This window comes from Halopseudomonas salegens (genome assembly GCF_900105655.1).
Classification (GTDB): domain Bacteria; phylum Pseudomonadota; class Gammaproteobacteria; order Pseudomonadales; family Pseudomonadaceae; genus Halopseudomonas; species Halopseudomonas salegens.
The window spans coordinates 3,767,488-3,788,912 of record NZ_LT629787.1 but is presented as its reverse complement, the minus strand read 5'-3'; the positions used below and the strand labels follow the sequence as shown (position 1 = coordinate 3,788,912).

Below are 21,425 nucleotides of genomic sequence, written 5' to 3'. Positions count from 1 at the left end.
GTTGGTGACCGGGAGCACTATCCTAGTCAGCCCAGAGAACAGAGTGCCAGGAGTCGTTCATGCAAGAGGTCGTGATTGTAGCCGCCAGCCGTACCGCCATTGGCAGTTTTGGCGGCCAGTTTGCCCAGGTCCCCGCCCACACATTGGGCGCCACTGTGATCAAAACCCTTCTGGCGCAAACGGGGGTCGACCCGGCCACCATCGATGAAGTTATCCTCGGTCAGGTGCTCACCGCCGGTTGTGGCCAGAATCCGGCGCGCCAGGCGGCCATTCATGCCGGCCTGCCGCACAGCGTGCCGGCACTGACCCTGAACAAGGTCTGTGGCTCCGGCCTCAAGGCCCTGCATCTGGCCACTCAGGCCATCCGCTGTGGCGATGCCGAGATCATGATTGCCGGCGGTCAGGAGTCGATGAGCCTGTCGCCACACCTGCTGCCCACCTCACGCACCGGTCAGCGCATGGGCCATGGCCAGGTGATCGACAGCATGATTCACGATGGTCTTTGGGATGCCTTCAACGATTATCACATGGGTATCACCGCCGAGAATCTGGTGGAGAAATACCAGATCAGCCGGGAAGACCAGGACGCCTTCGCCGCCGCCTCGCAACAAAAGGCCGTGGCCGCGCAAAAAGCCGGGCACTTTGCCGACGAAATTACGCCAGTCAGCGTGCCCCAGCGCAAGGGCGAGCCGCTGCAGGTAGTGACTGACGAGCAGCCACGTGACGGCATCAGCGCCGAAAGCCTGGGTAAACTGCGCCCGGCCTTCAAGAAAGATGGCACTGTCAGCGCGGGTAATGCCTCCAGCCTGAATGATGGCGCCGCTGCGGTCATGTTGATGAGCGCCAGCAAGGCAAAAGAACTGGGGCTGCCCGTACTTGCCCGCGTGGCAGGTTATGCCAACGCCGGGGTTGACCCCGCGATCATGGGTATCGGCCCGGTATCGGCCACCCAGCGCTGCCTGCAAAAAGCCGGCTGGCAACTGAATGAGTTGGACCGCATTGAAGCCAATGAAGCCTTTGCCGCCCAGGCCCTGGCGGTCGGCCGTGAACTCCAGTGGGATGCCAGCAAGGTCAACGTCAATGGTGGCGCCATTGCCCTCGGCCACCCGATCGGCGCTTCCGGCTGCCGCGTGCTGGTCACCCTGCTGCATGAAATGATCCGCAGCGACAGCAAAAAGGGTCTGGCCACCCTGTGCATCGGCGGCGGTCAGGGCGTGGCGTTGGCCATCGAGCGCAACTGAGTCTGAAGGACGGGCAGTCCCCTGACTGCCCGTCTGCTCGCGCTATCCTCAATCCCCCGCCTCTGCTAGGCTTGGCTCCTTTTTCTGCCGCGTGAGCCGAGCCTGCCTGTGTCTGACCTTGATTTTTCCCAACTGGACTTGAACCCCGAGCTGCTGGATAACCTGCAGCGGCTTGGCTATGCGCAGATGACGCCGATCCAGCAACAAAGCCTGCCACGCGTGCTCGCCGGCAAGGATCTGATCGCCCAGGCCGATACCGGCAGCGGCAAGACTGCCGCCTTTGCCCTTGGCGTGCTGCAACGCCTGAACCCGCGCTTTTTCGGCTGCCAGGCACTGATACTCTGCCCCACGCGCGAACTGGCAACCCAGGTCGCCGAGAGCATTCGTCAGCTGGCCAAGCCGCTGGCCAATGTCAAAGTGCTTACCCTCTGTGGCGGCACGCCAATCGGCCCGCAAATCGGCTCGCTGGAGCATGGCGCACATATCGTCGTCGGCACGCCCGGGCGCATCGAGGATCACCTGCGCAAACAGACCCTGCAACTGGATCAGTTGCGCACTCTGGTGCTGGATGAGGCCGACCGCATGCTGGATATGGGCTTTTACCCCAGCATCGTCAACATCGCCCAACAAACCCCCGACCAGCGCCAGACACTGCTGTTTTCTGCCACCTTCCCGGATGCCATTGCCGAGCTGAGTGCCGCCTTCCAGCGCGCACCGGAACGTATTCAGGTCAGCAGTGGCAATGCTCAGGACCAGATCACCCAAACCTTTTACCGCGTCGCCCAGGCCAGCGACAAGGCCGACGTGTTGCTGCGAGTACTGGCCGAGCATCCGGCGGAGGCCGGGATGATTTTCTGCCAGACCAAGCAAGGGTGTGCCGAGCTGGCCAACTTTATGCGCCAGCATCGCTTTGCGGCGGTGGCCCTGCATGGCGACCTGGACCAGAAAGACCGTGACCAGGTCTGGGTGCGCTTCAGCAACGCCAGCGCGCGCTGGTTGATTGCCACCGATGTCGCCGCCCGCGGGCTGGACTTGCCGGATCTGCCGCTGGTGATCAATTTCGATGTGCCGCGCGATGCCGACACTTATGTACACCGTATCGGTCGTACCGGTCGCGCCGGCCAGTCTGGCCGTGCGGTCTCGCTGTTTACCCCAAAGGAAACACAGCGGGTTGAAGAGATCGGGCATTTCACCGAGCAGACACCCGACATGCGTACTCTGGAGCAATTGGCGCCAACGGCGGCCAAGCCACAGGCCGCCAGCATGGTGACCCTGGAGCTGGATGCCGGACGCAAGAGCAAGCTGCGCCCAGGGGATATTCTCGGCGCCCTGACCAAGGATGCCGGGCTGCCCGGCACCGCTGTCGGCAAGATCAATCTGTTTGATACCTGCGCCTATGTCGCCATCCAGCGCGAGCATGCCAGCGCGGCACTCAAGGGTTTGCAGGGCTGCAAGGTGAAAGGCCGCAGCGTACGCGCACGTCAGGTCTGATCAGATACCCGGCAGCGGCTGGGTTTCCTTTGCCTGCCGCGCCGCCAGCTCTTCCAGTTCTGCCCGCATACGACTCGCCACGGGGGCGGCCAGTGTGCGCTGCACAAAGCTGGCGTCCTGGCGCCGCGTGTGCCAGAAGCGATACAGTTCAACCACGGTCGGAAAAGCCTCGCTGGCTGGCTGAACCTGCAAGCTATCGCCTGCCTTGATTTCGCCGCTTTGAAGCACACGCACATAGGCCCCGGGGCGTTCCGCCTTGACAAAGCTCTTGGCAAAACCGGCATCACCTACCCGCGCTGCCAGAGTGGCGCACGGTATCCGCGGCCCGGTAATTTCCAGCAGCAGATCTCCACACTGCAAGCGGTCGCCGACACGCACCGCCGGCCACCAGTCATCGATGGTCAGGTTCTCCCCGAAAAATCCCGCAGGCAGCGCCGTCCGATCCAGCTCATTCGCCCACCAGTCAGCATCAGCCTGACTGTACAGATACAGTGCCTGATCCGGCCCGCCATGATGTTTCGGGTTGCCGATAAAGTCGCCGGCAATACCTTCCGTGCCAATGTCGACCGCGCCGGCCTGTGGTTGCTTGAAATGCCCAGTACGCAACGTGCGCTGGCCGACGGTGAAGTTCTGTGCCTGGGCGGTGCTGATGGCAAGAACCTGGATACTGTCCCCTTGCATGGCTGCTCTCGTCTTGATCAATCAGTCAACACCCTAACCAATTGCAGCTCGCCAGCCAATAGGGCTGATCAGGATCAGACCCGGAAATCACCCAGTAAACGGTTCAGATCTTGCGCCAATGCAGTCAATTGCGCACCCGCAGCGCTGGCCTGATCTGCCGCAGCCGCATTGTCACGCGCCAGCCCGGCGACGCTGGTCACGTTTCGATTGATCTCTTCAACCACATGGGATTGCTGCAACGTGGCGCTGGCGATCGACTGATTGAGCCCACTGACCTGCTGCAAGGCGTTGACGATGTCCTGCAAGCGCTCACCCGTTTCATTCACCCGCGTCACCGTGCGCTCGGTCGCCTGACTGCTCTCGCCAATCACCTTGACCGCTTCACTGACATACGCACGCAGGGTCTCGATCATCTGATGAATTTCCGCTGTGGAACTTTGTGTACGCTGCGCCAGCAGGCGTACTTCATCGGCAACAACGGCAAAGCCCCGTCCCTGCTCTCCGGCACGCGCCGCTTCAATAGCCGCATTCAGCGCGAGCAGGTTGGTTTGCTCGGCAATCGCCTGGATCACATCCAGCACCTTGCCGATCTGGGCGGTTTCGCGCTCCACATCCTGCATGGTGGTGACTGCCCGCGTCATGGTGCTGGCCAGTTGTTGCGCTTCGGCAACGCCCTGATGCACCGCGGTCTGCCCCTCCCGTGCAGCGTCATCCGCGGTGCGTACCTGCTCTGCTGCCTGCTCCGCATGCTTGGCCACATCCTGTACCGCATAACTGACTTCGTTGACCGCCGTCGCCACCTGCTCCATCTGTTGCGACTGCTCGGCGCTGTGTTGCTGGGTCCGCTGGGCCATATTTCCCAGTTCGGTGGCAGCCGTATCCAGTGACTGGGCCGAACCGAGCAGGCGGCGCACCAGAGCCGCGAGTTTGCCGGTAAAGGCATTGAAATGACCAGCCAGACCAGCCAGTTCATCTCGGCCCTGTGTATCCAGTCGATGGGTCAAATCACCTTCACCTTCGGCAATGTCGGCCAACGCATCTACCGTTGCCGCCAACGGGCGGTTGATACTGCGCCCGATCAAGCCGACCAGTAGCGCGAGTAAAAGCGCAACCACAAGAATCAGGCCAAAGGCCTGCAGCGCCTGCTGGCGAAACAAGGCACGAATGTCATCGATATACACGCCGGAGCCGAGAACCCAGCCCCACGGCTCGAACAATTGTACATAGGAGACTTTTTCCACCGGCTCGGTCGCGCCAGGTTTGGGCCAGCGGTATTCCACCAGGCCAGCACCGCTGCTGCGCGCAACGGCGACCATTTCATTGAACAGCGCCTTGCCATCCGGATCACGATAGCCAGACAGGTCTTCACCTTCCAGCGCCGGGTTGGTCGGGTGCATGACCATTCGAGGGTGCAGGTCATTGATCCAGTAGTATTCCTGACCGGCGTAGCGCAAACCCCGAATCTGCTCCATAGCTGCCTGCTGGGCCTGCTCACGGGTCAGCTCGCCGTTTCGCTCCAGCTGGTGATAGTGCCCCAGAACCCCACTGGTGCTGGCCACCACATTGCGCGTCATCTCGACCTTGCCGGCATGCAACTGGGCATTCAGTTGCACCAGCAACAGACTGCCCAGAGCCAACAGCAGGACTAACGAAAAAACCAGGATCAGCCACAGACGCAAGCTGATGGGCAGAGTGCGGAATAGCATGGCAAGTGCCTCGATCAGGTCCGCTGAATGCGGGTCCAGATAGTCTTCAGTGTAGTCAGCAGCAGGCAAGGTGCCAGCAGAAATCCATAACCATGAGCAATCCAGTATTCAACGGGCGGCTCTTCGGTGATCTGACAATATAACGCCAGCACTGACGAAGCATGTATACGACTAAAGAATGATCATTTATTGATCAGCATCAGTAGCCAGCGATAACGCCGGAACATACACTTGGGGGTATAAGCAGAATAAAGCGAGAGCCACCATGATCAGCACTCCCACTGTCGCCAGTCCCGGCCGCCGCCGGCTACTCAAATTTGCTGCCCTGGCAGGTGCCAGTGGCTTGCTGACCAGCCATGGGCTTTATGCCAGCGGTCTCAAGACTTCGGCGCATATTGTCATTATCGGTGCTGGTGCCGGAGGCATGGCGATGGCCAACCGGCTGTCGCGAAGCCTGGACGGTGCGCGCATCAGCCTGGTGGATGAGCGCGAGATTCACCATTATCAACCGGGCTGGACGCTGGTGGCATCCGGGGTCTGGCAACCCCAGGGAACTACGCGCCCAAACGCCCGTTTTGTACCTGCTGACGTTAACTGGATCAAGGCCTCCGCCCATGACTTCGATCCGGATAACCGTCAGGTCATGCTCAGTAACGGCGACAACCTCAGTTATGACTACCTGATTGTGGCCACTGGCTTGCAACTCAATTACGACCTGATTGAGGGCATGGATACCCGGCTGATTGGCAAGCATGGTATCGGTAGTGTCTACGCCAGTCTGGAGGCGGCGACTGCCACCAATCAGTTGATTCTGCAGTGGATCGCCAAGGGCTCGGGACGAGGCCTGTTCACCATGGCACCGACAGCCATGAAGTGTGCCGGCGCGCCGCTGAAAATGACCTTTACCACCCTGTCACGACTTGAAAGTACCGGGCAGCGGGAGAATTACGCAGTGGATTTTTTCTGTCCCGGTGACCGCGTATTCAGCCAACCCTGGGTCAATGACTTCGTCATCCAGCGTTTTGCCGATCAGGGCGTACAGCAACACAACTTCCACACTCTGACCGCTATTGAACCTGAACGCCGAGTCGCCCATTTCCGGCTAACCGACGGCTCGACCAGCGAACAGTCATTTGATTTCCTGCATGTGGTGCCGCCAATGAGTGCGCCGGACGCGATTCGCCAATGCGGCCTGGCCGCCCAGGAAGGCCCTTTTATCGGGCAATGGCTGGATGTCGATATCCATACCCTGCAACACCGCCGTTATCCGGAAGTATTCGGCATTGGCGATGTTATCGGTGCACCGATCAACAAAACCGCTGCCAGCGTGAAGGCTCAGGCACCGGTGGTCGAAGCCAATCTGTTGGCACAGATGCAGGGGCTGCCGCTCCCGCTCCAGCACAACGGCTACACCTCATGCCCGATGATTACCGGCATCGGCAAAGCCATGCTGGTGGAGTTTGGCTATGACATGAACTTCTTGCCCTCTTTCCCTTTCATTGACCCGACCGAAGAATCCTGGGTGACCTGGACGATGAAAGACAAGATGCTGCAACCGGCCTATTACGCAGTGCTGGAAGGCCGCGCCTAGGAGACGAGCTGATGACTTTTACCGGTGCACTGACCATTCTCGGCTATGCCGTAATGCCATACCTGTGGCTTATTACCCTGTTGCTAGCGGTGTTTTTTGCGCTGCAGGTTGTGGCCCGCCTCCGCGGTTACCGGTTTTTGCAGCACCGCAAAGGCCTCAGCCTGTTGTTGGCGGCGCTGACCGGTCTCAGCGGGCTGCTGTGGATTCCCGCTTTGACCCATTCAAGGCTCGCCTATGTTGCCAGCACTTTCGACTGGGTGGCCATGCTGGGTGCCTTGCTGGGTGTGACATTACTGGCGTTTGTCCTGATTCACCCGGCCAGCTACCTGTTGCGCAAGCAACCGGTTAAACCTGACTGACCGGTTTGGCACTGACACCTTCGAGCGTGGCAAAAGACGTATCCTTGGCCGTCAGCAGAAAGTCCTGCAGGTAAGACATGCCCAGCATATCCTCCCGCACCGCTGCGAACAGAGTGCCGAACAGACCCTCGGCCCCCAAACGACGGGCGCTGACATAGCCGCGCTGGCTGTATTCGGCCAATGCCCAATTGGGCAGACAACTGACCCCTCGTCCGGAAGCGACCAACTGCAGCATCATCACCGTCAATTCGGCTGTACGAACGCTCAAGGGCTCCACCCCGGCTGGATCAAGAAACTGCTTGAACACATCCAGCCGCTCACGCTCAACCGGATAGGTGATCAGGGTTTCACCGGCAAGATCGGCCGGCTCGACGTGACTGCGCGCGGCCAGTGGGTGCTGATTGCTCACCGCCAAGAGTGCTTCATAGGTGAACAACGGGACATAGCTGATACCTGGCAAGGTCTGCGGATCCGACGTCACCACCAGATCCAGGTCGCCCCGTGCCAGCGCCGGCAGCGGAGCAAAGAAATAGCCGGAAGCAAAGTCCACCTCAACCTCCGGCCAAGCGATGCGGAACTGATCAATGGTCGGCATCAACCACTGGAAACAACTGTGGCACTCAATCGCCATATGCAACCGTCCAGCCTGACCACCGGCAAGCCGTTGCAAATCCCGTTCAGCCTGGCGCACCTGTGGCAGTAATTGATCGGCCAGGCGCAACAGGCGCAGGCCGGCACTGGTGAAACGTACCGGTTTGGTCTTGCGCACAAACAATGGCAAACCCAGTCGCTGTTCCAGATCTTTCAACTGATGGGACAGCGCGGACTGGGTCAGATGCAGCCGTTCCGCCGCTTCTACCAGGCTCTCTGCCTCGCGCAAACTGACCAGGGTACGCAGGTGCCGTAATTCCAGCATGCCGCCTCCAACGTGAATAAAACTTGATCTTAGCATTAATACAATGAGTTTGATTCAACATGATTAAAAGCCGACCCTTGTTGCCAACAATATGGCCACCCAAGGAGAGCCAACATGATCATTGCCCACAACCTGGGATTTCCGCGGATCGGGCGCGACCGTGAACTGAAATTTGCCCTTGAAGACTACTGGGGCGGCAAGCTCGAGCGCAGCGCACTGGAAGACTGCGGCCGAACGTTACGCCATGAACATTGGCAGCAGCAGGCCGAAGCCGGGCTGGATCTGCTACCCGTCGGCGACTTTCACTGGTATGACCAGGTGCTGACCCAGAGCCTGATGCTCGGCGCCATACCCGAGCGCTTTGCCGATGCTGGCGAGCCTGACCTGGATACCCTGTTCCATCTGGCCCGTGGCACGCATCCGCACAAGGAAGGCACCTTCGCCTGCGAGATGACCAAGTGGTTTGATACCAACTACCACTATCTGGTGCCGGAACTGCACATCGAACAGACCTTCAGCCTGCAATGGACACAATTGTTCGACGAGGTCGCCGAGGCGCAGGCTCTTGGCTACCGGGTCAAACCGGTAGTGATCGGACCGCTGACCTGGCTCTGGCTGGGCAAGATCAAGGGCGCCGACTTTGATCGTTTGCAACTGCTGGAGCGCTTGCTGCCGGTATATCAGAGTATTCTGCAGCGCCTGGCTGAACAGGGTATCGACTGGGTGCAGATCGATGAACCGATTCTGGCACTGGACCTGCCCAGCGACTGGAAAGCCGCCTTTGAAAGCAGTTACAGCCAACTGCAACGGGCGCCAGTCAAGCTACTGTTGGCCACCTATTTTGACAGCCTCGACGACAACCTCGGCCTGGCTTGCAGCTTGCCGGTGGCTGGTCTGCATGCCGACCTGGTGCGCGCGCCCGAGCAGTTGCCATTGCTGCTCGATCGTTTACCTGCATACAAGGTCCTGTCCCTGGGCGTGGTCAACGGCCGGAATGTCTGGCGCTGTGATCTTGAACACGCGCTCCAGCTGTTGACGTCAGCTGCCGAACGCTGTGAGCAGCTATGGGTAGCACCCAGTTGCTCGTTGCTGCACAGCCCGGTGAATCTTGGCCGCGAGAGCGAGCTGGATGCGGAACTGCGTAGCTGGCTGGCCTTTGCCGAACAGAAGCTGCAGGAAGTCACCCTGCTCGCCCAGGCCCTGCGTACGCCGGATCGCTCGGATGTGCAGCAAGCTTTGGCTGATTCGGTCGCGGTACAGCAAGCCCGTACAACATCAGCCCGGGTGCACAATTCCACCGTTGCTAAACGCCTGCAAGCACTGACGCCAGAACACAGTGTACGGGCAACGCCGTTCACCGAACGGGCTGCCCTGCAGCAGGAAAAGCTGCAATTGCCGCTATTACCCACCACGACCATTGGCTCTTTTCCACAGACCAGCCATATTCGCCAACAGCGCAAAGCCTGGCGCCAGGGCAAACTGGATGATGCCAGTTACAACAACGCCATGCGTGCCGAGATAGCTCAGGTCATCGCCGAGCAGGAAACACTCGGGCTGGACGTACTGGTGCACGGCGAAGCCGAGCGCAACGACATGGTCGAATACTTTGGGGAGCAACTCGAGGGCTATGCCTTTACCCGCTTTGGCTGGGTTCAAAGCTATGGTTCACGCTGCGTAAAACCACCGATCATCGTTGGCGACGTCAGCCGTCCGCAAGCGATGACGGTCGCATGGACACGCTATGCACAAAGCCTGAGCGGGAAACCGGTCAAGGGTATGCTCACCGGCCCGGTGACCCTGCTGATGTGGTCCTTCCCTCGCGAGGATGTCAGCCGCGAAACCAGTGCCCTGCAATTGGCGCTGGCAGTGCGTGATGAGGTGGTTGATCTGGAGGCGGCCGGCATCGGCATTATCCAGATTGACGAACCTGCGTTTCGTGAAGGCCTGCCGCTAAGACGCACAGCCCAGCCGCATTACCTGGACTGGGCTGCGCGCGCTTTTCGTCTCAGCGCCAGCGGGGTCGATGACCGCACCCAGATCCATACGCACATGTGCTATAGCGAATTCAACGATACGCTGGATGCCATTGCTGCCATGGATGCGGATGTGATCACCATTGAAACCTCGCGCTCGGATATGCAGCTACTGGATGCCTTTGCCGATTTCGCCTACCCCAATGCCATCGGTCCGGGCGTGTATGACATCCATTCACCTCGGGTGCCATCGCAAGCCGACATGGTCAAGCTGCTGAACAAGGCACAGCGGGTTATTCCGTTGGAGCGCCTGTGGGTCAACCCCGACTGTGGTCTGAAAACCCGCAACTGGCCGGAAACCCGCGCGGCTTTGCAGGCGATGGTCACCGCCGCGCGCCAGCTGCGCAGCAAACATGCCGAGGCAGCGGCCTGAACCTTGAGTATTCAACTGTCGACCGTCCAAAGGGGCGGCGACAAACAAGACTCGACATGGCACTATCGCGCGACAGTGCCATGCGCATTGATCAATCCGGCCGCTGAGGCTGCCCGCAGGCAGCCAACCTGCACTGCAGTGAGTTGCGCCCCCTGGCGGTTGAGGGCATTGTTGACCGATCAGTTGTCAGCAAGGGTGCAACCGCACTGAAACCGGGAGAAAAGCTTATCCCATGCGTCTGGACAGACTCCTCAGCAACCAGAATGGCATCAGTCGACAGACCGCACGCGACCTGTTGCATCAAGGCCGGGTACGGGTAGATGATCAGATCTGCCGCGATGGCCTGAAGGCCATCAGCTCCTTTATGCAGGTCACCCTTGACCACGATTGCCTGCAAGTGGCAAAACCCGGCTATTACCTGATGCTGCACAAACCCGCCGGCTACCTCAGTGCCACTCAGGACCCGCAACACCCGACCGTACTGGAATTGATGCCTGCCGAACTGCGTGAACACCTGCACCTGGCCGGTCGCCTTGACCGCAGCACCACCGGCTTGCTGTTGCTGACCAACGACGGTCTATGGTCACGCCGGCTGACAGCCCCCGGCTCGGACCTGGCCAAGGTGTACCGGGTAACCACCAGCGAACCCATCTCACCCGAGGCGGCAGCCCGCTTTGCTGATGGTATCTTTCTGGCCCGGGAAAACCTGTATACCCGCCCGGCTGCACTGCAACTTCTCGGTCCCTGTCAGGCCCTGCTCAGTATTTACGAAGGTCGTCATCATCAGGTCAAACGCATGTTCCATGCGGTGGGCAACCGAGTCTGTGCTCTGCATCGTGAGCGCATGGGGCCATTGCAACTGGACCCGGCACTGGCACCCGGTGACTTCAGGCCATTAAGCAGTAGGGAAATCCATGCCGTGCAGGATCCAACCTGACCCGGATCATTCAGCCAGGCTGCTCTCGCATGTTAGGCTGCTCCCTGATTGCTGACCATGCACAGGAGTGCTCATGAACCGTCGCCCCGGTTGGGTGTTCTACTGCTCACTGATTCTGCTGTCGCTCTTTGTACTGCTGGGTGCCAGCCACCCCGAGCAACTGGCGCAGTGGGCTGGGCAAGCACTGCAATTCACCACCTTGCACTTCGGCTGGCTGTATCTTTTTGCGACGACAGGCTTCCTGCTCTTCTGTATCGGCATTGGCCTGAGTGACTATGGGCGCATCCGCCTCGGCGCGGACGGCGAAGCAGCAGAGTTTTCCTACCTGGCCTGGTTGGGGATGATCTTTTCTGCCGGCATGGGCGTTGGCCTGGTGTTCTGGGCAGTTGCCGAACCCATGAGTCACCTGGCCAGCCCGCCCTTCGGCCAGGCCGATGCCGGCAGCCCCCGGGCAGCGCAACTGGCCATGCAATATTCGCTGTTTCACTGGGGCTTTCACCAGTGGGCCAACTTTGCTGTGGTCGGGCTGGCAATCGCCTACGTGCGTTTCCGCCAGCAGAGACCCGGCCTGATCAGTGAAACCTTCCGCGCAAGCCTGGGCTCACGGGTAGACGGCGGATGGGGGCATGCAATCAATATTCTTGCCGTGGTCTCAACTGTCTTCGGTGTCGCGACCACACTGGGACTGGGCGTTATCCAGATCAACAGTGGCCTGGTCAGTGTGGCCGGCATCGGCTTTGGCAGTCCGCAACAACTGGCCATTCTGGCCGGTGTGGCAATCATCTTTCTGCTCTGTGCCATGGCACCGCTGGAAAGCGGCATTCGCTATGTCAGCGATGCCAACATGTTGCTGGCTGGAGGTTTGTTGCTCTTCGTCTTCCTGGTTGGGCCAACCGACTTCATCACCGCCGTGATGACTACAGCGCTGGGCGACTACGCCAGCAACATGATCGGCATGAGCCTGATCATGTCGCCCTATACCGGCGATGACTGGGTGGAACGCTGGACCATTTTCTACTGGGCCTGGGGACTGTCCTGGGCGCCTTTTGTCGGCAGTTTTATCGCACGTATTTCACGCGGCCGCACGGTGCGCGAGTTCGTTATCGGCGTGATTGGTATGCCGGTCTTGTTGAGCATGCTGTGGTTTGCCACCTTTGGCGGCTCGGCACTGTATTTCGAGCTGTTCGCCGAGGCCGGCATCAGCGCCGTGGTCGCCGAAGAGATGAGTGCCGGCCTGTTTGCCACGCTCGCCCAACTGCCCGGCAGCGCCGCAAGTAGCCTGCTGATGCTGGTATTGATAACGCTTTTCGTCATCACCTCCGCCAACTCGGCCACTTTCGTCCTCGGCATGTTTACCAGCCACGGCGTCTTGACCCCCAGACGCTGGTCACGTCTGACATGGGGCCTGATCCAGGTATTGGTAGCCGGGGTACTGCTGCTCAGCGGTGGCCTGGTTGCACTGCAGACGATTTCCATCCTCGCCGCCTTGCCCTTCATGTTACTGATGATTTTTATGGCTATTTCCCTGCTCACTGCTCTACGCAACGAACAGCGACAAATTGAATTGCATGCGGCCGTTACCCATGAGCGTTTGATGCGTATGCTGGATGCCAATGATCACCTGGGTGCAGAAGTATCTCCCGGGTCACCACTTGCCGCCGATCCGGCAGAGGTTACCGCTGCGCCACCATCAGGAGAGCGAGAATGAGCCAACAGCAACCTGACAACAGTACCATCGCCTGTGAAGATCCACTGGCAAAGCACCGGGCGCCAAAAGGGCTCTCCGATCAGATTGCCTTTCGGCTCACCCGCTTGCTGCGTTTTTTTGCCGACCTGTTTTTTGCCCAACGCTACGGTCATCGCGCCGTGGTGCTGGAAACCGTAGCCGGGGTACCCGGCATGGTCGGTGGCATGATTCGCCACATGCGCAGCCTGCGTCGGCTGGAGGATGACCGCGACTGGATTCATACCCTGCTGGCGGAAGCGGAAAACGAGCGTATGCACCTGATGACGTTCGTGGAAATCGCTCGACCGAACTGGTTCGAGCGCATGGTCATCCTGCTCGCCCAGGGCATTTTCTTTACCTGTTTTTTCCTGCTCTATGTCATTTCCGGACGCACCGCCCACCGCCTGGTCGGCTACTTCGAAGAAGAGGCCGTCTACAGCTATACCCAGTACCTGGCCGAAATAGACAACGGCAAACTGGAAAACGTACCGGCACCCCGGATCGCCATCGATTATTGGCAGCTTCCTGCCGATGCCCGGCTGCGTGAAGTGGTCATTGCAGTGCGCGCCGACGAAGCCGAGCACCGTGATGTCAATCATGACTTTGCCGATCGTTTCGATCGCCCGCAGGAAGCCAGTGACTGAGAGGGCACCCACCGGCAATACCAGACCGATGACTGATATATCAGGATACTTCCTTCACCTGCAGGGTCATGACCGCTGTGCCATACTGAAATCACATTCATAACCGGAGTAAACACATGAGTGATCACCATGTTTACAAAAGGGTTGAGATTGTCGGCTCATCAAAAAACAGCATTGAAGACGCAATCAACAATGCCATCGCCGAATGCAGCAAGAATGTGCGCAATGTGGAATGGTTTGAAGTTGTCGAGACGCGTGGCCATGTGGTCGACGGCAAGGTAGGCCACTATCAGGTCGTGGTGAAACTTGGCTTTCGCATCGAAGGCAGCTAAGCCCGCGCCTCATCGTCTTGCTGGCTTCAGTAAATAGCTGTGCCAATGACGGCACAGCTATTAGAATACGTTCATTACTGCCTTCAGTAGCGAGAGTGTCATGACAATGCGTCAACAGTCTAACAATTACCTGCGTTACGCCTTCATCACGCTCGCGCTGCTGTGTAGCCTTGCAGTGCCGGCAACCCTCAATGCCGCTCCCATCGAGTGGGTAGCTCCGCTGCACACGTCGTTCAATGAGGCTTCCACCGCTGACGGGGTCGAGGATGATGTCCAGCGCGTCATCAGCAAACGCAAAGCGGTCCCCGCTAAGGTCGTATTGCCCCCCTTCGTGCAGAACAAGCAGCAGCCTGCTCCAACTGCCGCTGATCCACTGGCTGCCCCGCTACAAGTCGGCACCGGCCGCAGTGTGCAGCAAACCGAGACTATCGGCGATCTGGCGGCCAGGCTGGAGTGGGAAGCTTTGGATGATGGTAGCCTGGCCAGTGCAATCGAGTTCACGTCTCCGGGTGCTGTCGGCAATCGACTGATTTTGCATATCGAGCATCTTGATCCACGCATTCAGTTTCACTTCAGTGGTGGCAATCCTGACGAAGCAGCCACCATCAGCGCCATGAGTATGCTTGACCGCATCTTCCTGAACCATGCGGAGACCCCCGAATCCGATCAGGCCAGACGATTTGCAGCTCCCTATCAGACTGGCGACAGTACTCTGCTGGAAATCATTCTGCCCGCCGGCGTTGATCCAGACGACCTCCAGCTCTCGGTTCCGCACATGTCGCATCTGGACGTCAGTCCGATGGCAACCAACCCCTGGCTGAAAGCCATCGGCGACAGCGGTAGCTGTAACTTCGATTCGATCTGTCGGCCAGAATGGGAAACGGTCAGCAACGGCGTAGCCCGCATGCTCTTTTCCAACCCGTCAACCGGCAGCTCCTTCCTATGCTCGGGTTCCCTGCTGAATGACACCAGCAACAGCTCAACCCCCTACTTCCTGACCGCCAACCACTGCCTGTCCACCCAGAATGTAGCCTCTACCCTGCAAACCTTCTGGTTCTATCGCAGTACCACCTGCAATTCCGACAACCTGAGCAACCTCTCGCGGACATTGACCGGTGGGAGTACCTTGCTCTATACCGCCAGCAGCACGGATACAACCCTGTTGCGGCTGAACAACACCCCGCCAGCAGGGGTCAACTTCCTGGGTTGGACCAATGCGTTGCCCGGCAGTGGGCAGGAGCTGGGTAGCCTGCATCACCCGAGGGGCGACCTGCAGAAGGTTTCCATAGCCAATTTTTCTCAGTACTTTACGTGCGGATTGACTCAGTGCACGTCAGGCCCTCAATCCAACACTACCCACCTGGGCGTCACCTGGTCTAGCGGGGTTGTTGAACCCGGCAGCAGTGGTTCCGGGCTGTTCTGGCCCACTAACGGGCAACGTTTTCTGATTGGTCAGTTAACCGGGGGCAATTCTTCCTGCGATGCACCCGATGGTTCGGATTTTTATGGACGTTTTGACCTGGCCTATCAGGATGGTATGCAGCAATGGTTGAATGCCAGCACTCCGCCGCCACCGCCACCACCGCCGCAGGAACCCAGTGAACCCAGCGAACCGGAACCGACTGACCCCGCCTTGCCGCCAGCTGAAGACCTGCGAACCCCGGTATACCGCTTCTACAACAATAATTCGCGGGCACATTTCTTCACCGCCAGTGCGGAAGAGCGCGACAATGTTATTGAACGCTTTAGCAGCTTTATCTATGAGGGGGTGGCTTTCTACGCTTATCCGGCCAGTCGCAGCGGACTAAGTCCGGTATATCGCTTCTTCAACGAAGCAACCGGCAGTCATTTCTATACCATCAGCCAGGCCGAGCGTGACTCTGTCATCGAGCGCTTCCCCAGCTATATTTATGAAGGTGTCGCCTGGCATGCGCAAACCGGTTTCGGCTCTGGCAGCCAGCCGCTGTATCGCTTCTACAACACCGCAACCCGCTCTCATTTTTACACCATGAGTGCTGCTGAACGGGACAGTGTGATTGAACGTTTTGCCTCCTATATATATGAAGGCGTTGCGTACTACACCTGGACTACGCCATAAGAAACCCGTTTACTGCTGCGCCGCCTGACGTGCCTGGGCGGCCTGCACTACCCGCTGAGCGGGGACAGCCAGCTGTCGCAACAGGTAGTCCTTGAATGCCGGAGACCATGGCTGTCGCGCAATCGCCTGCTGCATGCACCCCAGCCAGGCTTCGGCATCTGCCGTATCGATTGGCCAGCGGGCATGAAAGGCGGGAATACTGATACTGCCGTACGTCTCCTGAAACAACCTTGGGCCACCCAGCCAACCGGACAGAAAACAGCTCAGTTTGTCGCGCGCCGGGCTCAGGTCGGCCGGGTGCATGCGGCGAATACGTTCTGCATCCGGCCAGGTATCCATCACCTGATAGAAGTCATCCACCAGCCGCCGAATACCCTCAATGCCGCCGGCTGCCTGATAGGAGGCATCCGCCTCGCCATATCCGGGTTTGTCGGTCATAGTGCACCATCACCCAGCCAGACACCCAGCAACAGATAGAGCAGCGCTGCCTGCAACAACACCACAATGACGCTGATCAAAAAGCCACGCAAAATACTGGTACCCAGAGCAAAGGCAAAAACCCCGGCGCCAATCAGTGCCGATAACAGCATGGTTACCCACTCACTGAGCGCAAGCATTTCCAGCCCGGCAAACAGCCCGGTCAACAAGACGACCGCCACCAGCGCCGGCATAAAACCGGTTTTCTCCGCCTTGACCAGGCGCGCGGCGATCATCACCGGCACCACCAGAAACAGAATCAGTGCAACCAACAGCAGGATCATTTGCATACAGCGGCCTCCCCGGGCGCGAAACTGAGGGCTATTCTGCCAGCCAAACCCGGTCAGGCCCAGCCTGGTGTCCCTGAACATCTGATTCAGGCTCTGAAATGCGACGAACTTTGTTAAGGGACGCTAGAGTCGCCCTTGCGCCAGCAGTTGCCGGTACCAGCGCCGCGCCAGCCAGGCCGCAGCCATCAGATAGGGAATCGCCGCCGCTACCCACATGATCAGGCCAGCCAGTTGCTGGTCCTGCAGGCTACGCGCCTCGCCGTACAGCGGGCTGCTGGCAAAGGTCAGCAGGGCGCCGAGAAAACCGGTATGCATCAGGGTAAACAACAACGCCAGCAGGGCCAACGGCAGGTTGCGCGCACTGGCACGCAGGATTGCCCACCAGAACAACCCGGCCGAGAGCAGAAAACACAGGTGCTCGATCAGGTGCCACCAGGGATCCTCGACCGCCAGCATGTAGAAGCGCGGCACATGCCAGAACCAGATAAAGAATCCGTGCAGATAAGCCATATACAGCGGATGCCTGGCCATCCGCAGGGCTGGCTGCCAGAGGCCACGCAAATGCCGCCCCCAGCCGGCGGCCAGTTGTGGCAAAGGCCGGCATAACACCCACAGCGGCGCGATCACCACCATCAGCAACATATGCTGGGTCATGTGCGCCGCAGTGCTGGTCTTGGCCCAGTCATCCAGTGGGCCCAGCAGGCTCAGAATCGCCAGCAACAAGGTCAGATAGAAGACGAGGCTGGACCAGCGCCCGGGTGACCGTCGTCGACTGCCCTGCCAGTACAGGACCCAGAATACGCCGAGCAACAGTGCCGTAAGCCCGGCTGACCATTGTTCCGGACCCTGGCTGTCAAACAGGCTGTGCGCCGTCGCGTGCGGACTGATCGACAGTAAAAGCGCAGCGAACAAGACAGGCATCAGATACATGGCGGCAGATAAACTATGGGCAAGACCACAAACAGAGTGGCTGCGGCTGACAACAGGTTGACCAGCAAGCCTAACCAGACGATGAACTGCGCTTGCGGTTTGCCCTGCAGAGCACGCCAGCTACGCCAGACCAGCAGGGCATAGAGTGCCAGAAACAGCAAGGTCATGAGTCCCAGCCCGAGATTGATCGCATTCCAGGGCGATGCCCATGTTCCGGCTTCCGGCAACCCGGCACAACCCAGTGACAGGCCGGCATACAGCAGCACAAACCACAGACACCAGAGCAACAAGCCGACCAGTGCATGCGCCGGATGATCAGGACGCCAGAGCGCCAGCAGAGCAGCACGCATCAGGCCGCACCCCACCAGGTTGGCAATAGCACAAAGGCCACTACACTGACCCAGTACACCGTCAGGCTGTACTGCCAGAAAGGCCGCAGTACCAGGGTTTCGTAGGGCAATTGCGCACTGACATAACCCAGGCGCACCCGCCAGGCTTGCAACAGGGTCAGCACGCTGGCCAGGCCGCTGTGGAACAACAGATAGCAGAGCATGACCAGGATGATCGCGTCATGGGTCAGGCTTTGTGGCTGCAGATCAGCATCAAGCAGCAGCTTGATCAGCACCAGCGTATGCGCCAGACCCAGCAGCGCGACTTGCATGACAGCCCAGTTCAGGCCCTCACCCTTGCCCTGTTGCAACTGCCGAACCAGATGCTGGTAACGCCAGCAGGCGGCCGTCAGCAGAGCCCCGCAGAGTACCAGGCCAAGCAGTTCAAAGACCGGCTGATCCGGCAATCGCCAATTGGGCGCTACCGTCCACAGATAGAACCAGCCAAACAGCAGTGACAGATACAGGGCCGCATCGGCCATCAGGGTAACCAGCATGCCCCAGCGGCCGGGACCATCCTGGGTACGCGAATGCAAGGGCGGGTGCTCCGGCTCATCCACACCCAGCGGCGCAGCATGGCGCTGGACGCCATTCTCCCAACTCCAGCGCAACAGGAAAATTGCTGCCAGAACACAACCCACCAGCGCCAGGGGATAGATCCGCAGCAGCAAGCTGATACAGACCAGAGCCAGCCCCAGCGAGGCCAGCAAGGGCCACCAGGAGTTGGTCGGCAAGTGCACCACCTCCTTGAGCCGTGCACTGATGGCATCGGTGCCGACCATTTCACGCCGGCCATGCCAGGCATCGGGCAAGCCATAGTCACCATCGGCGATACGCGTCGGCAAGGCTGGATCACGCCACAGCGGGTGCCGGTCGCTGATCTCGGGAATACTGGCAAAGTTGTACGTCGTCGGCGGCATATCCGTTGCCCACTCCAGGGTATCCGCCTGCCAGGGGTTGCGCCCCGCCGGACGACCGAAGCGACTGTGCAGCAACAGATCCAGCAGCACCATCGCCAGGCCCGCGGCCATGACAAAGCCACCCATCGAGGACAACAGGTTGAGCCAGTCCCAACCCAGCCCGGCTTCGTAGGTGTACACCCGTCGCGGCATACCCAACAAGCCCGTCAGGTGCATCAACAGGAAGGTGGCATTGAACCCGCCAAAGATCAGCCAGAAGCCCCAGGTGCCCAGGCGCTTGCTCGGCATGCGACCGGTCAATTGTGGCAACCAGTAATACAGACCCGCCAGCAGCGGAAACAACATGCCGCCGACCAGCACATAGTGCAGGTGGGCAACCACAAAATGGGTATCGTGCACCTGCCAGTTGAACGGTACCAGCGCCAGCATGACGCCGGTCAGACCGCCACACACGAAAATCACCAGAAAGCCGAATATCCACAGCATCGGCAACTCAAACCGCACCTTTCCGCTCCACAGCGTAGCCAGCCAGGCAAACACCTGAATCGCCGTCGGGATGGCGACCAGCATACTGGCCAGGGAGAAGAACAGCTGCGCCAGTTGGGGAATCCCCACGGTGAACATATGGTGCACCCAGAGTCCGAAACTGATGAACCCCGTCAGCAGGATCGCCAGCACCACCCAGCGGTACCCCACCAGCGGGCGCTGGGCAAACACCGGAATCAGCGTCGAGACGATGCCCGCCGCCGGCAGAAAGATGATGTATACCTCGGGATGACCAAACAACCAGAACAGGTGCTGCCAGAGCAAGGGGTCGCCGCCCCCGGCGACACTGAAAAACGGCATGCCCCCTGCACGTTCCAGCTCGAGCAGAATGCTGCCCAGAATCAGTGGCGGAAAGCCGAACACGATCATCAGCGCCATGGCCAGAATGTACCAGCAGAAGATAGGCATCTTGCTCAGCGTCATACCCGGCGCGCGGGTACGCAGAATGGAGACGGTCAACTCGATGCCCGCTGCCATGGCAGATATTTCGACAAAGGTAATCCCCAGCAACCAGAAATCCGACCCCGGCCCCGGGGAAAACTCGGCACTGCTCAGCGGGGTATACATGAACCAGCCGGAATCCGGTGCCACACCGAAAAACAGGCTGGACAGAATAATCAGCCCACCGAACAGATAGCAGTAATAGCCCAGCGAGCTGATCCGCGGGAACACCAGATCACGGGCACCGATAAACTTGGGGATCAGGTAGATCGCCAGGCCTTCCAGCACCGGAATGGCAAACAGGAACATCATCACCGTGCCATGCATGGTAAACAGCTGGCTGTAGGCTTCCGGACTGATCAGTTCCTGTTGCGGCAAAGCCAGTTGCGAGCGCACCAACATGGCCAAGACACCACCGACCAGAAAGAACAACATGCCGGTAGCAATAAAGCGCAGGCCAATACTGGTGTGATTGACCGCCGCCAGTTGCCCCCAGCCCGGCAGATTGGCCCAGACCTTTGCCATGGTATGCGCACGGGTGTTGCCGGGTTCACTCATCGCTACCTTGCTCCTTGATCCAGTCCCCGAAGCTGTTTGCCTCATGGGCGATTACCCGGAAATGCATATGGCTGTGGCCAGCCCCGCAGAATTCGGCACACTGGCCATGAAACTCACCGCTCTGGCTGGCCTGCAGACGCAGCACATTCGTGCGCCCGGGAATGGCATCCAGCTTGCCGGCCAGACGCGGCACCCAGAAAGCGTGGATCACATCAGCGCTGCGCAAATGGATATCCACCGGGTGATCGACCGGAATATGCAACACATTCTGCAACCCGATGCCCTGCTCGGGGTATTCAACCTGCCACCACCACATATGCCCGGTGACCTCGATCACCAGCGGCTCCCTGCTATCGACCGGCAAGGGCAACATGCGCTGCCCGGCCGGTATGCCGAAGAGCAGCAAGACACCGATACAGGCCATTGGCAGCATCAGGCCACCGCCGACAATCCAACGGCGCTCCAGTTGTGCCTGCCGCGTCGGCGACAATTCACTGGGCGAACGACGCATGGCATACCACCAGAGACTGCAGAGCACCAGGAGCACGACACTGGCCACGGTAAACATGCCCCACCATATATGGGTTGCCGAAGCCGCTGCCGGGCCCGCCGGATCCAGAGTCGACAAGGGACCGCTGCAACCTGCCAGCAGCACAGAGCTGGCCAAAACCGTGCAGGCTGTTAACCTTGAAGGCAATCGATGCCGGTCTTTGCCGACTCCAACCATCACAGTGCGCAGACGAGAC

Annotated in this window: 19 protein-coding genes; 10 read left to right on the top strand and 9 right to left on the bottom strand. The window is 59.5% G+C overall.

The features are described from left to right. The first annotated feature begins 59 nt into the window (after nt 1-59). Both BLU07_RS17480 and dbpA read left to right on the top strand, forming a co-directional pair. On the top strand, nt 60-1,241 hold the full coding sequence (locus BLU07_RS17480; RefSeq protein ID WP_092389446.1) for an acetyl-CoA C-acetyltransferase: 1,182 nt from the start codon (nt 60-62) through the stop codon (nt 1,239-1,241). Nucleotides 1,242-1,349: 108 nt separating this feature from the next. Next, nucleotides 1,350-2,732 (top strand): ATP-dependent RNA helicase DbpA, encoded by a 1,383-nt coding sequence (dbpA, locus tag BLU07_RS17475; protein ID WP_092389444.1) that lies wholly within the window; start codon nt 1,350-1,352, stop codon nt 2,730-2,732. On the opposite strand, the gene BLU07_RS17470 is transcribed toward dbpA, so the two are convergent. Beyond that, on the bottom strand, nt 2,733-3,413 hold the full coding sequence (locus BLU07_RS17470) for an MOSC domain-containing protein (RefSeq protein ID WP_092389442.1): 681 nt from the start codon (nt 3,411-3,413) through the stop codon (nt 2,733-2,735). Nucleotides 3,414-3,487: 74 nt separating this feature from the next. Next, nucleotides 3,488-5,119 (bottom strand): methyl-accepting chemotaxis protein, encoded by a 1,632-nt coding sequence (locus tag BLU07_RS17465; protein WP_092389993.1) that lies wholly within the window; start codon nt 5,117-5,119, stop codon nt 3,488-3,490. Nucleotides 5,120-5,384: 265 nt separating this feature from the next. On the opposite strand from BLU07_RS17465, the gene BLU07_RS17460 reads away from it, so the two are divergent. Beyond that, entirely contained in the window at nt 5,385-6,710 is a 1,326-nt protein-coding gene (locus tag BLU07_RS17460; protein WP_092389440.1) for an NAD(P)/FAD-dependent oxidoreductase, read from the top strand. A gap of 11 nt (nt 6,711-6,721) precedes the next feature. Continuing rightward, entirely contained in the window at nt 6,722-7,069 is a 348-nt protein-coding gene (locus tag BLU07_RS17455) for a hypothetical protein (RefSeq protein WP_092389438.1), read from the top strand. Here the strand turns inward: BLU07_RS17455 and metR are convergent. Beyond that, nucleotides 7,056-7,985 carry a transcriptional regulator MetR gene (metR, locus tag BLU07_RS17450; protein ID WP_092389437.1) on the bottom strand — a complete coding sequence of 310 codons (930 nt, stop codon included), beginning with the start codon at nt 7,983-7,985 and terminating at the stop codon, nt 7,056-7,058. The two genes, BLU07_RS17455 and metR, sit on opposite strands and share 14 nt — an antisense overlap. 114 nt (nt 7,986-8,099) lie before the next feature. Between metR and metE the strand changes: the two genes are divergently transcribed. The 6 genes from metE (at nt 8,100) to BLU07_RS17420 (ending at nt 16,128) form a co-directional block, all read left to right on the top strand. After that, nucleotides 8,100-10,391: a 5-methyltetrahydropteroyltriglutamate--homocysteine S-methyltransferase gene (gene metE, locus BLU07_RS17445; protein ID WP_092389435.1), complete on the top strand. Its 2,292-nt coding sequence runs from the start codon at nt 8,100-8,102 to the stop codon at nt 10,389-10,391. A 232-nt stretch (nt 10,392-10,623) separates the two neighbouring features. After that, complete coding sequence (locus BLU07_RS17440; protein ID WP_092389433.1) at nt 10,624-11,328, top strand: pseudouridine synthase; 705 nt, start codon at nt 10,624-10,626, stop codon at nt 11,326-11,328. A 73-nt stretch (nt 11,329-11,401) separates the two neighbouring features. Further along, nucleotides 11,402-13,036 (top strand): BCCT family transporter, encoded by a 1,635-nt coding sequence (locus BLU07_RS17435; protein WP_197675036.1) that lies wholly within the window; start codon nt 11,402-11,404, stop codon nt 13,034-13,036. Next, a complete protein-coding gene (locus BLU07_RS17430) occupies nt 13,033-13,698 on the top strand; it encodes an alternative oxidase (protein ID WP_092389428.1) in 666 nt (221 codons plus the stop codon). The genes BLU07_RS17435 and BLU07_RS17430 overlap by 4 nt, the downstream gene beginning before the upstream one ends. A 116-nt stretch (nt 13,699-13,814) precedes the next feature. Beyond that, on the top strand, nt 13,815-14,030 hold the full coding sequence (locus tag BLU07_RS17425) for a dodecin (protein ID WP_092389426.1): 216 nt from the start codon (nt 13,815-13,817) through the stop codon (nt 14,028-14,030). Between the two features lie 100 nt (nt 14,031-14,130). After that, the gene (locus BLU07_RS17420) at nt 14,131-16,128 is read left to right on the top strand and encodes a trypsin-like serine protease (RefSeq protein ID WP_157719247.1); all 1,998 of its coding nucleotides are present in this window, start codon (nt 14,131-14,133) and stop codon (nt 16,126-16,128) included. Nucleotides 16,129-16,137: 9 nt separating this feature from the next. Here the strand turns inward: BLU07_RS17420 and BLU07_RS17415 are convergent, their stop codons facing one another. The 6 genes from BLU07_RS17415 to coxB all read right to left on the bottom strand — a co-directional run bounded on the left by BLU07_RS17415 (nt 16,138) and on the right by coxB (nt 21,307). Then, nucleotides 16,138-16,566 (bottom strand): group II truncated hemoglobin, encoded by a 429-nt coding sequence (locus tag BLU07_RS17415; protein WP_092389422.1) that lies wholly within the window; start codon nt 16,564-16,566, stop codon nt 16,138-16,140. Further along, entirely contained in the window at nt 16,563-16,895 is a 333-nt protein-coding gene (locus tag BLU07_RS17410) for a hypothetical protein (protein WP_157719246.1), read from the bottom strand. The genes BLU07_RS17415 and BLU07_RS17410 overlap by 4 nt, the downstream gene beginning before the upstream one ends. A 123-nt stretch (nt 16,896-17,018) precedes the next feature. Next, nucleotides 17,019-17,816 carry a cytochrome c oxidase assembly protein gene (locus BLU07_RS17405; protein WP_092389418.1) on the bottom strand — a complete coding sequence of 266 codons (798 nt, stop codon included), beginning with the start codon at nt 17,814-17,816 and terminating at the stop codon, nt 17,019-17,021. Continuing rightward, complete coding sequence (locus BLU07_RS17400; protein ID WP_092389416.1) at nt 17,816-18,175, bottom strand: hypothetical protein; 360 nt, start codon at nt 18,173-18,175, stop codon at nt 17,816-17,818. The genes BLU07_RS17405 and BLU07_RS17400 overlap by 1 nt, the downstream gene beginning before the upstream one ends. Continuing rightward, a complete protein-coding gene (gene ctaD / locus BLU07_RS17395) occupies nt 18,175-20,679 on the bottom strand; it encodes a cytochrome c oxidase subunit I (protein WP_092389414.1) in 2,505 nt (834 codons plus the stop codon). The genes BLU07_RS17400 and ctaD overlap by 1 nt, the downstream gene beginning before the upstream one ends. Continuing rightward, on the bottom strand, nt 20,672-21,307 hold the full coding sequence (gene coxB, locus BLU07_RS17390) for a cytochrome c oxidase subunit II (protein ID WP_197675035.1): 636 nt from the start codon (nt 21,305-21,307) through the stop codon (nt 20,672-20,674). The genes ctaD and coxB overlap by 8 nt, the downstream gene beginning before the upstream one ends. Between the last annotated feature and the right edge of the window lie 118 nt (nt 21,308-21,425).

Excerpts from the sequence above, each read along its gene's own strand:
- BLU07_RS17480 (WP_092389446.1), top strand. The coding sequence starts at position 60 with ATGCAAGAGGTCGTGATTGTAGCCGCCAGCCGTACCGCCATTGGCAGT.
- BLU07_RS17470 (WP_092389442.1), bottom strand. The coding sequence starts at position 3,413 with ATGCAAGGGGACAGTATCCAGGTTCTTGCCATCAGCACCGCCCAGGCA.
- BLU07_RS17465 (WP_092389993.1), bottom strand. The coding sequence starts at position 5,119 with ATGCTATTCCGCACTCTGCCCATCAGCTTGCGTCTGTGGCTGATCCTG.
- BLU07_RS17460 (WP_092389440.1), top strand. The coding sequence starts at position 5,385 with ATGATCAGCACTCCCACTGTCGCCAGTCCCGGCCGCCGCCGGCTACTC.
- BLU07_RS17455 (WP_092389438.1), top strand. The coding sequence starts at position 6,722 with ATGACTTTTACCGGTGCACTGACCATTCTCGGCTATGCCGTAATGCCA.
- metR (WP_092389437.1), bottom strand. The coding sequence starts at position 7,985 with ATGCTGGAATTACGGCACCTGCGTACCCTGGTCAGTTTGCGCGAGGCA.
- metE (WP_092389435.1), top strand. The coding sequence starts at position 8,100 with ATGATCATTGCCCACAACCTGGGATTTCCGCGGATCGGGCGCGACCGT.
- BLU07_RS17440 (WP_092389433.1), top strand. The coding sequence starts at position 10,624 with ATGCGTCTGGACAGACTCCTCAGCAACCAGAATGGCATCAGTCGACAG.
- BLU07_RS17435 (WP_197675036.1), top strand. The coding sequence starts at position 11,402 with ATGAACCGTCGCCCCGGTTGGGTGTTCTACTGCTCACTGATTCTGCTG.
- BLU07_RS17430 (WP_092389428.1), top strand. The coding sequence starts at position 13,033 with ATGAGCCAACAGCAACCTGACAACAGTACCATCGCCTGTGAAGATCCA.
- BLU07_RS17425 (WP_092389426.1), top strand. The coding sequence starts at position 13,815 with ATGAGTGATCACCATGTTTACAAAAGGGTTGAGATTGTCGGCTCATCA.
- BLU07_RS17420 (WP_157719247.1), top strand. The coding sequence starts at position 14,131 with ATGACAATGCGTCAACAGTCTAACAATTACCTGCGTTACGCCTTCATC.
- BLU07_RS17415 (WP_092389422.1), bottom strand. The coding sequence starts at position 16,566 with ATGACCGACAAACCCGGATATGGCGAGGCGGATGCCTCCTATCAGGCA.
- BLU07_RS17410 (WP_157719246.1), bottom strand. The coding sequence starts at position 16,895 with ATGCAAATGATCCTGCTGTTGGTTGCACTGATTCTGTTTCTGGTGGTG.
- BLU07_RS17405 (WP_092389418.1), bottom strand. The coding sequence starts at position 17,816 with ATGCCTGTCTTGTTCGCTGCGCTTTTACTGTCGATCAGTCCGCACGCG.
- BLU07_RS17400 (WP_092389416.1), bottom strand. The coding sequence starts at position 18,175 with ATGCGTGCTGCTCTGCTGGCGCTCTGGCGTCCTGATCATCCGGCGCAT.
- ctaD (WP_092389414.1), bottom strand. The coding sequence starts at position 20,679 with ATGAGTGAACCCGGCAACACCCGTGCGCATACCATGGCAAAGGTCTGG.